The organism is Streptomyces sp. NPDC111802 (assembly GCF_055634335.1).
In genome coordinates, this window is the sequence record NZ_JBVKCZ010000088.1 from 1 (window position 1) to 13,612 (window position 13,612).

General features: G+C 63.2%; 10 protein-coding genes and 2 pseudogenes. 7 read left to right on the forward strand and 5 right to left on the reverse strand.

Annotation, left to right across the window (positions count from 1 at the left end; genetic code table 11):
- The first annotated feature begins 666 nt into the window (after positions 1 to 666).
- From tdh to ACZ7NC_RS42570, 7 genes and pseudogenes are all read left to right on the forward strand, one after another.
- On the forward strand, positions 667 to 1,713 hold the full coding sequence (tdh, locus tag ACZ7NC_RS42540) for an L-threonine 3-dehydrogenase (RefSeq protein ID WP_471497221.1): 1,047 nt from the start codon (positions 667 to 669) through the stop codon (positions 1,711 to 1,713).
- Positions 1,710 to 2,726, forward strand: coding sequence for a GNAT family N-acetyltransferase (locus tag ACZ7NC_RS42545; RefSeq protein WP_471497224.1), 1,017 nt, complete (start codon positions 1,710 to 1,712; stop codon positions 2,724 to 2,726). Before tdh ends, ACZ7NC_RS42545 begins: the two co-directional genes overlap by 4 nt.
- Before the next feature lie 480 nt (positions 2,727 to 3,206).
- Positions 3,207 to 3,989, forward strand: a complete 783-nt coding sequence (locus ACZ7NC_RS42550; protein ID WP_471497226.1) for a class I SAM-dependent methyltransferase — start codon at positions 3,207 to 3,209, stop codon at positions 3,987 to 3,989.
- Positions 3,990 to 4,069: 80 nt separating this feature from the next.
- Positions 4,070 to 4,819: a glucose 1-dehydrogenase gene (locus tag ACZ7NC_RS42555; RefSeq protein ID WP_471497228.1), complete on the forward strand. Its 750-nt coding sequence runs from the start codon at positions 4,070 to 4,072 to the stop codon at positions 4,817 to 4,819.
- 47 nt (positions 4,820 to 4,866) lie between these two features.
- Positions 4,867 to 6,258, forward strand: coding sequence for an FAD-binding oxidoreductase (locus tag ACZ7NC_RS42560; protein WP_471497230.1), 1,392 nt, complete (start codon positions 4,867 to 4,869; stop codon positions 6,256 to 6,258).
- 18 nt (positions 6,259 to 6,276) lie between these two features.
- Positions 6,277 to 6,606 (forward strand): EthD family reductase, encoded by a 330-nt coding sequence (locus ACZ7NC_RS42565; protein WP_471497232.1) that lies wholly within the window; start codon positions 6,277 to 6,279, stop codon positions 6,604 to 6,606.
- 694 nt (positions 6,607 to 7,300) lie between these two features.
- Positions 7,301 to 7,447 (forward strand): annotated as a pseudogene (locus ACZ7NC_RS42570) (helix-turn-helix domain-containing protein); the annotation flags it as partial.
- Positions 7,448 to 7,535: 88 nt separating this feature from the next.
- Here ACZ7NC_RS42570 and ACZ7NC_RS42575 read toward each other — a convergent pair.
- From ACZ7NC_RS42575 to ACZ7NC_RS42595, 5 genes and pseudogenes are all read right to left on the reverse strand, one after another.
- Positions 7,536 to 9,203 (reverse strand): AMP-binding protein, encoded by a 1,668-nt coding sequence (locus tag ACZ7NC_RS42575; RefSeq protein WP_471497234.1) that lies wholly within the window; start codon positions 9,201 to 9,203, stop codon positions 7,536 to 7,538.
- A 43-nt stretch (positions 9,204 to 9,246) separates the two neighbouring features.
- A complete protein-coding gene (locus ACZ7NC_RS42580) occupies positions 9,247 to 10,029 on the reverse strand; it encodes an enoyl-CoA hydratase/isomerase family protein (RefSeq protein WP_471497236.1) in 783 nt (260 codons plus the stop codon).
- A 76-nt stretch (positions 10,030 to 10,105) separates the two neighbouring features.
- Positions 10,106 to 11,395 carry a hydroxymethylglutaryl-CoA reductase gene (locus tag ACZ7NC_RS42585; RefSeq protein ID WP_471497238.1) on the reverse strand — a complete coding sequence of 430 codons (1,290 nt, stop codon included), beginning with the start codon at positions 11,393 to 11,395 and terminating at the stop codon, positions 10,106 to 10,108.
- Position 11,396: 1 nt separating this feature from the next.
- Complete coding sequence (locus ACZ7NC_RS42590) at positions 11,397 to 12,890, reverse strand: hypothetical protein (RefSeq protein ID WP_471497240.1); 1,494 nt, start codon at positions 12,888 to 12,890, stop codon at positions 11,397 to 11,399.
- A gap of 297 nt (positions 12,891 to 13,187) precedes the next feature.
- Positions 13,188 to 13,456: pseudogene (locus ACZ7NC_RS42595) on the reverse strand (transposase); the annotation flags it as partial.
- Positions 13,457 to 13,612: the final 156 nt, after the last annotated feature.

Genomic DNA, 13,612 nt, shown 5'->3' on the forward strand with positions numbered 1-13,612 from the left:
CTCGCTTCGCAACAAGTTGATCTACCAGGAGTCCCGTTGCCTCGTTCCCGCACCCCCTTGACAAGCACCTCAAGATCCAAACGCAACGGTGTTGTCACAAAGGCGCAAAGTGGCGTCGTGTGCACGATATTCGCTGCTTGCGAGTCCTGTACGGCACTGGGCGCGTGCGGTGCACTGCTTAGATCTGGCGTGCGTCTCGCGGGCGCAAAGAGCTGAATCCGGTTACTGGGGGCGTCACCCGGTCATCGCTTCCCGAAGTCGTCTAGTTGTTGATGGAATCAAACTCAAGTAGATGATTGATGGTTCGCGTGTCAAGTGAAGTGCCAAGTATTCCCCGGGGCCGGGCGCTAGCTATGGAATCGATCTAGCAGTGGATCTGAGAATGGTCATTCTTCAGGAGAAGTCGAAATTGAGGGCTCCGATATTTAGCCATTCTGGCGAATTTGCTGGAATGCGCGAGGATTTTCTGGCCATGTCGTTTCGGCAGATTTTTAGGGTGCGGCACCAGTGGTGCCTTCCGCCGGGAGAGTTCACAGGTGACGGGCGGCCGCACCTCTTTCAGCTGACCGTGCATAAGCGGCGGCTGTTCGACCCTGGCTTGCGGACCGAAATGACCGGGCGCGCCGCGGTACCCGTTGAGGCCATGCACAGCAGGAGTCCTGAACGGTGAGGGCCTTAGTCAAGCCGGGACCAGGGCCGGGGCTGGCCCTTCTTGACGTGCCCGTTCCGGCTCCGGGCCGTCGCGATGTGCTCATTCGAGTCCTGAGGTCTGGTATCTGCGGTACTGACGTACACATCCACGAGTGGAACCCGTGGGCGGCGCGGACGATTGTCCCGCCCCGCGTGATCGGTCATGAGTTCGTCGGCGAGATCGTGGAGACCGGCCCCGAGTCCGGAGAACTGAGGGTCGGTGACATCGTCAGCGGCGAAGGGCATTTGACCTGCGGCCTCTGCGTGAACTGTCGGTCTGGGAAGCGACATCTGTGTCCGTTCTCGGAGGGCCTGGGCGTGCAGCGCGATGGGGCATTCGCCGACTACCTAGTCCTTCCCGCCGAGAACGTCTGGGTGCACCGCAGCGGTGTGTCCCTGGATGCGGCAGCCGTCTTCGATGCGTTTGGCAACGCCGTCCACGTCGCCGATACGTTTTCTGTGGAAGGCCGTACTGTTTTGGTCACTGGTGCAGGCCCGATCGGCGTCATGGCGGCCGCAGTTGCCAGGCACCGTGGGGCACGTCTGGTGGTGGTCACTGACGTTAGCCCGTTCCGCCTCGCCCTCGCCCGAGCGGCCGGCGTCCAGCACACCATCGAGGCTCGTGCGGGGGCCGTTGCACGAGTGGTCAAGGAGCTCGGGCTCGGTGACGGCTTCGACATCGGCTTCGAAATGTCAGGAAACGGAAACGCGCTCCGCGATGTCCTTTCCGCCGTCAGCCGCGGCGGAAAGATCGCCGTTCTGGGACTTCCCGGCGACCTGATCCCTACCGACTGGGCCGCTATTTCCCTGCGGATGCTCACCGTCCAAGGCGTCAGCGGTCGCCGTGTATTCGATACCTGGCAGAGCATGGCACGCCTCGTCGAGCAAGGCATCGACCCGTCATACACCGTCACCCATCACTTCCCGATCGAGGAACATGCCAAGGCATTCGCCACAGCAGCTGAGGCAACCGCAGGCAAAGTGATCATCAACTGGTCTCAGCCCACAGGAGCCAACCCGTGAGCGGTCTCGACGTACGCGTCCATGCTTCGATTACTGACATCGGCGTCGAGTGGGACCAGTTCATGACCTCAGCACGAGCCCCGGTTTTCTACCGCCGCCCGTTCTTGAGCGCTTTCGAACAACACCCCCTGCACCCTGTCCAGCGCACTTCATACCTCATCGTCACCGACCAGCACGGGCAGGTGCGAGCGGCGCTGCCCACCTACCTCCAGCAGGACGTCGATCCCATGGGGGTCCTCACTGACCACTTCCCACACGCGTTGGGCCTGCCCGTACTGCTCTCCCATGTCTGGCACTGCTTCGACACCGTCCTGCCCGTACATGAAGACGACGACGGTGAGGCAGTACGGACCACGCTCGCCGCACTGCGCCGCCAGGCAAGAGAAACGGGTGCACAGCTATACGGCATGGTCAATGTCGACGAAGCGGGACCACATACCCGGCATCTCACCGAAGCCGGCATGCGCTCGGTGGAGATCGACATCGGATGGGGACTCGACCTGACCAAGGTGTGCGACTTCGACGACTACCTGACCACACTCGCCACGAGGCCACGTCGCAACCTGCGTCACGACCTGCGCCGCGCCGAACAAGCTGGGCTAACCACCGCATTCACACACCCTGGTCGCGCAGATCTGGACGGGTTCGTACGCCTGGCCCGGGCCACAGCCGCGAAGTACAACAATTCCAGCTACTACCAGCCCGGGCTCTTCCAGAAATTCGTTCTCGCCCTGGGAGACGACGCCCGGGTACTGGAACTACGCCTCGGCGAACGCCTGGTCGGTTCAGCCCTCGCCCTCGCCGATGACACCCGGCTGCATTTTTGGGCATGCGGTGTCGACTATGACGCCTGCGCCGGCTTCAGCCCCTTCTATATCGCCTTTACCGAGATGTTACGTGAAGCCATGGCAACCGGAAAACCTTGGTTCGAGACAGGCCGACGCAATCCGATATTCAAACAGAGGTACGGACTTACCCCCCGAACCTTGCATGCCTGGCTCTCGAACGAATGACTCGTCCTAATAACATTCCAGACGGCGGGCTCTGCCGGAGTGGTCGATCCGATATCGGCCCTGGCGCCGGAAAACTCGACAATAGGCTGTTGGCGAAGTATGGAAATCCATACCCGGCGGCCCGGTGGAGTCCGTCCCATCCTTCATGCTGCACTCCAAGACCTACCAGACCTACCCGAGTCGAGCTCGCGCCCCCAGGCTGATCATCTATGCGACCCCCGTTATCGATCATTGTTCTACGCGGGGTTGGTGTGTCGCGATGTGCTGGTATGTGCTGCTGGTGTTATCCAGCGGAGGCTGTGGCTGGGGCGGCTAGCTCATCCCGATCTGGTTTACCCGTAGTGAGTCCGGAAATGGCTTGGATCCGCCCTAGGCAACCCGGATCACTTAGATGACGCTTCCCGTGGCAGTAGGTCTTTCCTCGCTGGCGGTGGGACTTCGCTTCTGTGGTTTGTCGGGCAGAACTATTTGGAGGTTCGCGTGGGTAGTCAGTTTGATGGTTTGGCCCTCGCTTACGAGAGTACGGCGGCGGATATGGCGGTACGCCGTGATCTTGAGTATCCGAGTTACTTTGAGGCGCTTGGGGAAATCAAGGGATTGTCAGTTCTTGATCTCGGGTGTGGCAGTGGGGTTTACAGTCGGCGGTTGCGCTCCCATGGTGCCAGGCGTGTCGTGGGCGTGGATGTTTCGGAGGGCATGCTCGGCTATGCCCGGCAGCGGGAGGAGCGGGAGCGGCTGGGCATCGAGTACCTCCATCGCGATATCACGCGCCCAGCCGATGCACCCGATCCCGAACTGGACGGTGCCTTCGACCTGGTGGCCGGTGTGTATGTGACCCCGTATGCCCCGACCGTCGAAGCGCTGCGGGGCCTGTTCCGTACCGCGCGGCGGGCATTGCCAGTATCTGGTGGACGCTGCATCACCTATGCGCTGAACCCGGAAGCAGCGGTGGCGCCTGGATACTACGCCGACTACGACTTCGAGCTGGTGACTGTTGACGGAGACCAGGAGGTGCCCGATGGTGCACCACTGACACTGGCCATCACGCTTCCCGAACACCCCACCTTCTCCCTTACCGCCTACCGGTGGTCCCGCACCACCCAGGAGGAGGCTGCGCGCGCTGCGGGCTTCGAGAGCCTGGAGTGGATCTGGCCGAAGGTCACCGACGAGGGGCTCGCCTCGTACGGAGCGCCGTATTGGAAGAAGTACCTGGACTGTCCCCACACACTGATCCTCAGCTGCGTCGCGGGGCCCCAGGCTTGAGAACGAAGGCGGGAATACGGAGGCCATCGACAACAGAGGGGAGTGTCATGGGAGAGCGTGCTGGGCCGGACGGCGGGAGCATGACTGGCCAGGTGGCCTTGGTCACCGGGGGTGCCAGGGGAATCGGACAGGCCTGTGCGGTGGCTTTGTCTCGGGCCGGGGCCGTAGTAGTGATCGCAGACATCGACGGTGCCGCGGCGGCGAAGACCGCACAGATGCTCCGAGACAGCGGTGGCACTGCGCTGGATCAGGAGTGTGACGTGACACGGCCGGAACATACGGCTGAGCTGATCACTGAAGTGGTGTGCGCATACGGCCGCCTGGACTGCGCTGTCAACAACGCTGGCGTCAATGAGCCGGGACAGACCGCGGCCGACCTTTCCCCACAGGTGTGGGACCGGATCTTTGCTGTGAACGTGAAGGGCGTCTGGCTGTGCATGCAGGCCGAGATCCGACAGATGCTGGATCAGGGCAGCGGTGTGATCGTGAACTTGGCCTCGACCCTGAGCCTGGTTGCCTCGCGCGAGGCAACCGCATATGTCGCCAGTAAGCACGCCGTTCTAGGGCTGACCCGAGCAGCCGCTGTCGACTACGCCGCACGCGGTATCCGCGTCAATGCCGTATGCCCTGGCCCGGTGCCCACCGACATGATGCACCACGTCGTACGCGGGGATGCCGCAGCGGTTGAGGAGCTGCGGGCGTCCGCCCCCACCGGGCGGTTCACCACGCCCGAGGAAGTCGCAGCCGCAGTGATGTGGCTCTGCTCGCCGGCTGCCTCCCACGTCCTGGGGCACGGCCTGGTCGTGGACGGAGCGTGGACAGCCGTATGACACACCCTTCCCGTCCTTCCGGCAAAGGGCCCAGCAATGCCCCATCAGTGAAGGCACTCATCCCCCGACGTGCCGACGCAGCCTTCGAACGCAGCTTCGCCGGCGACGTCATCCGCCCCTCCGACTCGGCATATGACAGCGCGCGCCGGGTCTGGAACGGGATGATCGACCGCCGTCCTCTTCTCATCGCCCGTCCCCGCACGGTCGCCGACATCGAGCTGAGTATCCGTTTTGCCGTGGACCACCACCTCCCACTCGCCGTGAGAGGAGGCGGACACAACGTCACCGGCAGCGGCACGTGTAGCGAGGGCCTGGTCCTCGACCTTGGCCTGCTACGCGCCGTGGACGTCTGCCCGGGCGAGTACGTCGCCCGGGCACAAGGCGGGGCTACCTGGGGCGATTTAGACCGGGCCACGGCCGCCTACGGGCTGGCAACCACGGGCGGGATGATATCCACCACAGGCGTCGCCGGCCTCACCCTCGGTGGCGGGGTCGGCTGGCTGATGCGGGCCTATGGCCTGGCATGCGACAACCTGACCCAGACGGCCCTGGTGACGGCCCGCGACGGAGTGATCACCGCTGACCGGTCGCAGAATAGCGAGCTGTTCGCCGCCCTGTGCGGCGGCGGGGGCAATTTCGGCGTCGTGCACGAATTCACCTACCGCCTGCACCCGGTGACCGAAGTCCTGGGCGGCTACGTCATCCATCCCCTCGAACACGCCCAGGACGTCCTGGGCTTCTACGCCGATTGGTGCCGCACGGCACCCGATTCGATCACCACGGCCGCCGCGTTCTTCACCGCCCCACCCGATGCCGCCCTTCCAGCGGGAGTACGCGGCAGGCCCGCACTCATGGTCGCCCTATGCGCCCTCGGCCACGCCGAGGAGCGAGAACACCTCGCCGAGCCCTTGCGCTCCTTCGGCCCACCCGCAGTGGACCTCGTGCAGCCCATGCCCTACCCCCAGCTGCAGTCCCTGCTCGATGCAGGCTCGCCCCCAGGACTGCGCAACTACTGGAAGCCGGGCTACGTCACCGACCTTCCAGCCCAGTTGATCGCAGACATGGTCGAATACGCCGCGCGGCCCCCCTCGCCTTCGGCCCAGATCCTCATCCACCAGCTCGGCGGTGCCGTCACCCGCGTCCCGCAAGGACACACGGCCGTAGCTCACCGCCATGCCCCCTATCTGATCAATGCCGTTGGCATGTGGGACAGCCCCGAAGACGATGACCGTGGCATCGCCTGGGCACGAGGGCTTAGCCAACGCCTCGCCCCCTTCTGTACCGGCGCCTATGTCAACTACCTCGCTGATGAGGGGCCCGCAGCAGCAAGTGCGGCATACGACCCCACTACACGTGCACTGCTCGAACGCGTCAAAGCCCGCTGGGACCCGGACAACATCTTCAAGCCCAGCCACAACATCGCCCCGCCACGCGAGTAACAACCAAGGGGACGCATTATGCACCGGCTCATTTGCCTCTTCGGCTACCCCGACGATCCCGCCGCGTTTCAAGAACACTACCGGAACATCCACATCCCTCTGGGAAAACAACTACCCAGAGTCAAACGATGGACCATCGGGTTCTTCGAGACACGGAACGGAGAGCCCCCGCCTCCCTATTACATGATCGCCGAGCTCTGCACAGAAACACGCGAGGACATGGAAAATCTCCTGGCCTCCCCGCAGGGACAGGCAGCATCAGCCGATGTCAACAACTTTGCCACCGGGGGAGTTACCCTCCTCCTCCACCCGGAAGAAGTGATTCACCCGGAGCCAGACACGGGTTAAAGACGGCTATTTAACGTCGTGGGGCTCTCGATCTCGAGATGTCGGACGGCACGGCTCTCACACTTGCCGAACCCCAGAAGCGGAACCCCTCGCTGCCGTTCAAGTCTGGAGTAATACCGTCGCTATCCCCACACCGCCAGCACACCGGACAGGCCGACCACGGCTGCCGCCACAGAGGCGGCGTTCCCGATGTCCTTGGGACTCACTAACCACACAAGATCAGACCCGCAGTCGTGGCGGCACACAGCAGCCACGTCACCGCCCACCGTTGCCGCATCCCTCCCCCTGCCCTGCTCTCACCCGGCGTCCGTTCGTAGGCACCCTGAGGGTCCCCTCGTAGCGTGGAGTCCGTGATACCAGGGGGAGTTGAGGTTCATGGGGTCCATGCAACAGAAGTACGAGGCGGAGTTCCGTGAGGGTGCTGTACGCATCGTGATCGAGACCGGCAAACCCATCCCGGAGGTGGCCGAGGACCTCGGGGTCCTCCCGGGACGCTGCACAGCTGGGTCTCACGCTGGAGGAGGAACGGCTCGGCTTCCTCCGACCGGCCGGCGCCCGCTGCCTCGGGCGGCCGGCTGCGTGATGGTGAACGCGCGGAGCTGGAACGGCTGCGTCGGGAGATGACCGAGAAGAACAACTGAGGTCTTCTCTTCGGGGTGACGGTGGATCAGTCTTTGGGTGTATGCCGGTAGTTGTGTGGTATTCCGATGGGGGTGGCCTGACTCCGAAGCAACGGGCCGTGAGAGAGCAAGTTCGTTTTGAGGCTGCCGAGTTGTTTGCTCAGCAGGTTCCGCCGCCGGTGGTGGCCAGGCGGTTACGGGTGTCACGGAAGTCGGTTTATACCGGAACCCCCGGTACGACGGCGCAGCGACATCCACGATCCGGTCCCTCCCACGACGATCTACACCAAGATCATCCCACCCCGCTCCTCAACTTGATAACACCCCCTCGCCCTCTCCTCGCATGCCCTTGTGGGCTGCCTCGCGTAGTTCTGTTTTGCGTATCTTTCCTGTTGCCGTGGTGGGTAGCGCGTCGACGAAGCGTATTCCTCGAGGGATTTTGTAGTGGGCTAGTTTGTCTGCGCAGTATGTGCGTAGTTCATCGGGGTGTGGAGGGCTGGTTCCTGGGCGAGGTTGGATCCATGCCATGAGATCTTCCCCTAAGCGGGGGTGGGGGATGCCGATGACGGCTGCGTCGTGGATATCGGGGTGGGCGCGTAGGACGTCTTCGATCTCTCGTGGGGAGATGTTTTCCCCGCCTCGGATGATCATGTCGGTGATGCGTCCGGTGATGGTGATGCGTCCGGGTCTGTCCATGGTGCCGAGATCGCCGGAGTGCATCCAGCCTTCGCTGTCCACGGCGTTTGCTGTGTGGGCGGAGTCGTTCCAGTAGCCCAGCATGACGAGATATCCGCGGATACAGATTTCGCCTGGTACGCCGCGGGGTTGGATGTGGCCTGTGTCGGGATCGACAACCTTGATTTCGGTATGGGGTAGTGGGGGCCCGGTGGTGGTGAGTCGTTGGTCGAGCGGGTCGGTGGCGTGGGACTGGGCTGCGGTGGGGGATGTTTCGGTCATGCCGAATGAGGTGGTCAGTGCAGAGATACCCATACGCTGTACCACCTCTTCGAAGAGGGGTCTCGGGCAGGGGGCGCCGGCCATGATGCCGGTGCGGAGGCTCGACATGCGGTAGGTGCTGAGGTTTAGTGCGGAGAGTTCGGCGAGGAACATGGTGGGGACGCCGTATAGGACTGTGCAGCGTTCTTGCTCGATTGCCTGGAGTGTGGCTGTAGCGTCGAAGGCTGGGGCGGGGAGCACGATACAGGCACCCCGGATGGTGCAGGCCAGCGTGCCGAGCACCATGCCGAAGCAGTGGAAGAGGGGCACGGGCAGGCAGAGTCGGTCTCGGTCGGTGTAGTCGAGTGCTGTTCCCACGAAGTAGGCGTTGTTGAGGATGTTGTGATGCGACAGCGTCGCGCCTTTGGGTGTGGCGGTGGTGCCTGAGGTGTATTGAATGGTGACTGGGTCGGAGACTGAGCACGCTTGCTGGGCCTGGGTTAGTGCTCGTGGGTCGCTGTGGCGGCCGCTCCGTAGCATGGCGTGCCAGTCCGAGCTGTCGATGATCAGAGTGCGCTTCAGGTCGGGGCAGTCGGGCCGGACCTTGTCGAGGAGTTCGGGGTAACTGGTGCCCTTGAATTCGGCGGCGGCGATGATGGTGCTGACACCGGATTGCCTGAGAGCAAAGCGCAGTTCGGGGAGTCGGCATGCGGGGTTGATTGGGGTGAGGATCGCGCCGATCTTGGCGGTTGCGTACTGGATGAGAACCCATTCTGCACAATTGGGAGCCCATAGTCCGACTCGGTCGCCGTGGGATACTCCAAGGGCGAGCATACCGAGAGCCACTGCGTGGATATCGGCCTGTAGTTCGTGGTAGTTCCAGCGTCGTCCGGTCCAGTACTCGACAAGTGCATCGCGATCGGGGTATTGGGATGCGGTGTGGTCGAAGTCATCGCCGATAGTGTGTAGCAGCAGCGGAGGGTGTAGAGGGCCCACTGCATGGCTGGGGTGGTCGAGTTCGCAGGAGTCCGAAGGTGTCATGGAGTCCTCATCTCGGTAACAGCGCTTTACGTGGCGCGGCGGGCTATGAGGGCGTCGAGGACGTGCTGAAGTCTGGCAGGCGGTTCTCGGAGAAGGCTGCGAGGCCCTCAGCTGCCTCTTTCCCCAGAAACGCCTTTTGCCCGTAGACGGCTTCGGCGTGCAGAGCGGCGGATAGTGGCATATCGCTCAGGCGCATCACCGATTCTTTGATGACGTGCAGTGACTGCTGGCTGAGCCGCGCGAGAGCTGCTGCCTTGTCGTGCGCGGCAGTGAGTAAATCAGCAGGATTGACGACCGTGCTGATCAACCCGATCGAGTGGGCTTCGGTCGCATCGATGCGGCGGCCGGTCAAAAGGAGATCCATGGCGTGTGCGTAGGGAATCTGACGCACGAGTCGGGTGAGCGTGCCACCTGCCGGGACCAGGCCGACACCTGCTTCGGGCAGTCCGAAGACGGCGGTGCTCGCGGCGATGCGGATGTCCGTTCCGAGCAGAAGTTCAAGGCCGCCGCCCAGACAGTAGCCGTCGACCGCGGCGATAACGGGCTTGAACAGGTTTGTGTTCTTCAGATGGGCGCCGTCCCACGCTGAGATGTCGAACTGGCCTCCAGTCAGTCCAGGAGCGGCCTCGGTGAGGTCAGCGCCGGCACAGAATGCCTCACATGTGGACCCTCGCAGCACGGCCACGCGAATGTTCGGGTCATCGCGCACGCGCGCGAAGGCATGTGCCAGTTGCCGGTACATGGCCTGGGTCATCGCGTTCCGCTTGCCGGGCCGGTCCAGGATGATTTCTGCGATGGAGTCCCGGATTGTCAGCTCTACCGTCAACGTTTCCTCCCTGAGGCGTTTTGTGCGAGACCACCCGGCCGATGAGCTCAGTTCGGCGGCCGTCAGCCGCCGGGCTCTAAGGTTCTGCCCTAACCGGTCGGCCCAAGCGCTGGTGAGCGATGGCGAGTGTTCCTGTGGCCAAAGCGGCAAGCAGGGAGAGCTCTCCGGCCAGGACAACCCCGCCGAGGATCTCAGCCAGCCGCATCGCCCCATGCCCTACCGGTTGCGCCGCGTCACTGCCGATGCCGAGTAGTCCTAGGGCCTCGCGCTGCGTATCAAGTAGGGTGCCGCCGCCGACGGCCGCCAGAGGAACATCGGGCAGGTAGACCGAGGCATAGACCCCACCGTCACGCGGCTCGACGCAGGTAATTCCCTGGCACGCCTCGGCGACCTGGGCCACATCCTGACCGGTGGCGAGGAAGAGAGCGGCCACCATGTTGGCGTAGTGGGCGTTGAAGCCACCAAGAGCGCCCGCCATGGCCGAGCCCAGAAGGTTCTTGCGGTACTGCACGTCACACAGCCGCTGCGGATCGGTCTTCAGGACCTGAGCCAGCACGGCAGCGTCTAGGACAGCCTCAGCAAAGATTCGCTTGCCGCGTCCCTCAAGCACGTTCACCGCAGCGGGCTTTTTGTCGGTGCAGTAGTTACCGGAAAGCGCCACACAACGAGCACCGGTCGCTGGTTCGATCACGTCACGAACGATGCGCTCGCACGCCACAGTGGCCAAATTCATCCCCATCGCGTCACCCGTGGTGAAACGAAAGCGGAAATAGACTGAACTGCCCACGGCCTGCGGCCGCACCTCGACAAGTCGCAGCCGGGCGCTGGTCTGCTCGGCCACCTCCCTCAGATCATCTTCATGGTCGGACACCCAGGCGATCAGGCGCAGGCTCTCATCAATGCCGGACGTACAAAACAGCGGAGCCCGGGTGATCCCGATGTCCTCCACCCGAACCGTTGCCCCCCCGGCCTCCTTCAGGGCCCGGCAACCACGCGCGACGCTCGCTACAAGAGCGCCCTCTGTGGTCGCGAGGGGGACAAACACCTCGTCGTGCACATACTGGCCGCGAAGGAACAGTGGCCCTGCCACGCCAACCGGTACTTGGATCGCGCCGATGAGGTTCTCGCAGCGCGCTCCGTCCAAATGCATGGAGTGGCGGCCGATGTGAAGCAGGCTAACCTGCCGTCTTTGTTCCAACGCGCCACGCCGCAGCCGGGCAGCCTCACCCGCAGCAACCCCAGGGGGCACTTGGTGCAGTTTGCGCTCACCCCGCGACACCTCATCGATCCACGCGGCAACGTCCTCGCCGTTGTGTGACGGCGGCGCTCCCGGCCCATCCTGCTCTTTCACTGCCTCAGTGCCCATTTCAGTACTCGTAGGCATAGTAGGCGACGGCAAGGTCCTGGAAGTCACGCCGAAATTCAGTGCCAGTCCGGTCGATCACGAACTCGTCCAGGGGATGCAGATGCAGCCCGGGGAGCTCCCCATGATCGTGCAGGGCTTCGTACTGCTCACGGTCCAGGTCCACGGGGTACTGCAGAGCTTTAGCGAATCCAATCCTGCGCGCCGCGTCCCGCCACCCCGCCACAGCAGTGAAGGGAAGCGCAAGCGCCGCATCTCCACTGCCATAGCCGATGGCCAGCATGGGTGCGTCCAGGAGCTCTTCACCGGCCCCAGCAGCGGTTTCCAGCCCAACCGCCAATGCTGCGGGAAGGGACGCCGAATATAGGTTGCCCACTTCGTCTAGAAGGCTACCGCCCGGACGCAGCTTTTCCTCGATGAACGACCGAAAGGCCGACTGGCCACGCAGATATGTGCTCGCCGCGGTGGTAGCAGGATACGGATCAGGACACGGCTCACCAGCCACGATCAAGGCGTGAAGATCCGGCTCCGAATCGAGTTCTTCGAGCACATCGTCGGGCTTGACGCCGCAAGCCCGGCAGAGCCGCTCGAACTCAGGCTGTCCCGATGGGGAAGCGGCTAGCGCCCGTATATAGATAAAGGAACTGGCCCGAATCGGCATGTGCCGAAATGGACGATGAAGAAACAGCGCCCGCAGGCCATGCAGATGAGCACGGGGCTCGACGCCCAGCCGGCTCCAAAGCGCCTCGACCGCGTGAGTAACCTGGTCGAGATACGCTGCGGCCGAGTACCGGCCACTGAACACGGGGAAATCACTCGGACGCTGAGTGAGCGGCGCATAGTCATCGAGGTAGTGGCGGGCGGTCGGCTTACGGAAATCCGGGCCACGGTAGGCAGAAGCCCCCACGGCGTTGGCTAGGTCAAGCACCAAAAGCGACGGCGAGCACTCCACCAGCATGGCGATGGCACCAGCACCCTGCGTCTGCTCCCCAGAACTCCCGCGTTCATACTCGGCGATGTCAGAAGCGACAACCACCGCCTGACGCTGATCGGGATCGCACAGCACGTATCGGGCAGCACCGGTGAGTGCATACATCCCGCCCAGACAGGCGTGCTTGAGCTCCGGCACCTCCACATCGCGCGCGAAGCCCGGCAAGCCACGACGCCGCAACTCCTGGTCCACCATGCCCCGGACCGTGACCGCCCCCACCGCATTGTCGCTGCTTGACTCGGTACCCAACGCCAAAAACCCGATACGGCGCGCGTCCAGCCGATTGTCGATGATCAGCCGAAGCACCGCATTAGCAGCCATCGTGTATACGTCCTCGTGTGGCCCGCACATGCGAAATGCACGCCCAGTCACCGATCCGATCTTTCCCCAGTCCTGACCGGTCCACTCGCACCAGCGCCGCAGATCCACACGAAACCGCGGCAGATAACACGCCATTGCACCGACGCCCACCGACGCTCCGTGCAGCGGCTGGCCTATGTTGCTCATCCCAGCCCCTCCCATTTAGACCAGCAATTCTTCGCATTCCCATACCTGCGCCCTGAGCGTGCTACCCCTGCAGCCGACAACACGGATATACCAAGGCAGACCAGGTATACCCTGTCCAACCAAGAACGTGATGGCCACGCCGGCGGAAAGCACCAGAGACGTCATGATGGCTTAACCAGCCAACCAATTGCAGACGGAAGCGGTGGCGAAGAGGGCGCACTCTGGGTAACCTTGTGAATTAGTGAATCCCTGGGGCGGCGCAAAGGTGCCACCTCCAGAGATTTTTAACGGCTGGGGTTACGGCAGTTCGAAGTCGAGCCCGGTCTTGGCCATGAGGCCCTCGATGAGACCAGGTCGGTACTGCATCCGTTTGAGCCGGGTCTTCACCAGCGCGTGAGCTGGTCGAGGCTGTGTTTGGTGAGGTTGGCCAGGGATCTCTTCAGGTGCGACCACACGCCCTCGACCGGGTTGAGCTCGGGAGCGTACGGCGGCAATTGGTAGACGGTCAGCCATAATCGCGCGGCGATCAGCCGCCGCATGGTGCGGCTGACGTGCGTGTTCAAATTGTGGCGCTATCAAGTTGTCTGCGGGGGCGTGAGATGATCTTGATGTAGGTCGTCTTGGGAGGGGCTCGCGGTGGAGGCTGAGGCGTCGGTGTCGTACAAGGGGTACCGATTCCCGGCTGAGGTGATCAGTCACGCTGTGTGGCTGTACCACCGTTT

Bases quoted from the DNA above. Each gene is read 5' to 3' on its own strand.
- ACZ7NC_RS42555 (WP_471497228.1), top strand. From the start codon at position 4,070: ATGACTGGCCAGGTGGCCTTGGTCACCGGGGGTGCCAGGGGAATCGGA.
- ACZ7NC_RS42565 (WP_471497232.1), top strand. From the start codon at position 6,277: ATGCACCGGCTCATTTGCCTCTTCGGCTACCCCGACGATCCCGCCGCG.
- ACZ7NC_RS42575 (WP_471497234.1), bottom strand. From the start codon at position 9,203: ATGACACCTTCGGACTCCTGCGAACTCGACCACCCCAGCCATGCAGTG.
- ACZ7NC_RS42585 (WP_471497238.1), bottom strand. From the start codon at position 11,395: ATGGGCACTGAGGCAGTGAAAGAGCAGGATGGGCCGGGAGCGCCGCCG.
- ACZ7NC_RS42590 (WP_471497240.1), bottom strand. From the start codon at position 12,890: ATGAGCAACATAGGCCAGCCGCTGCACGGAGCGTCGGTGGGCGTCGGT.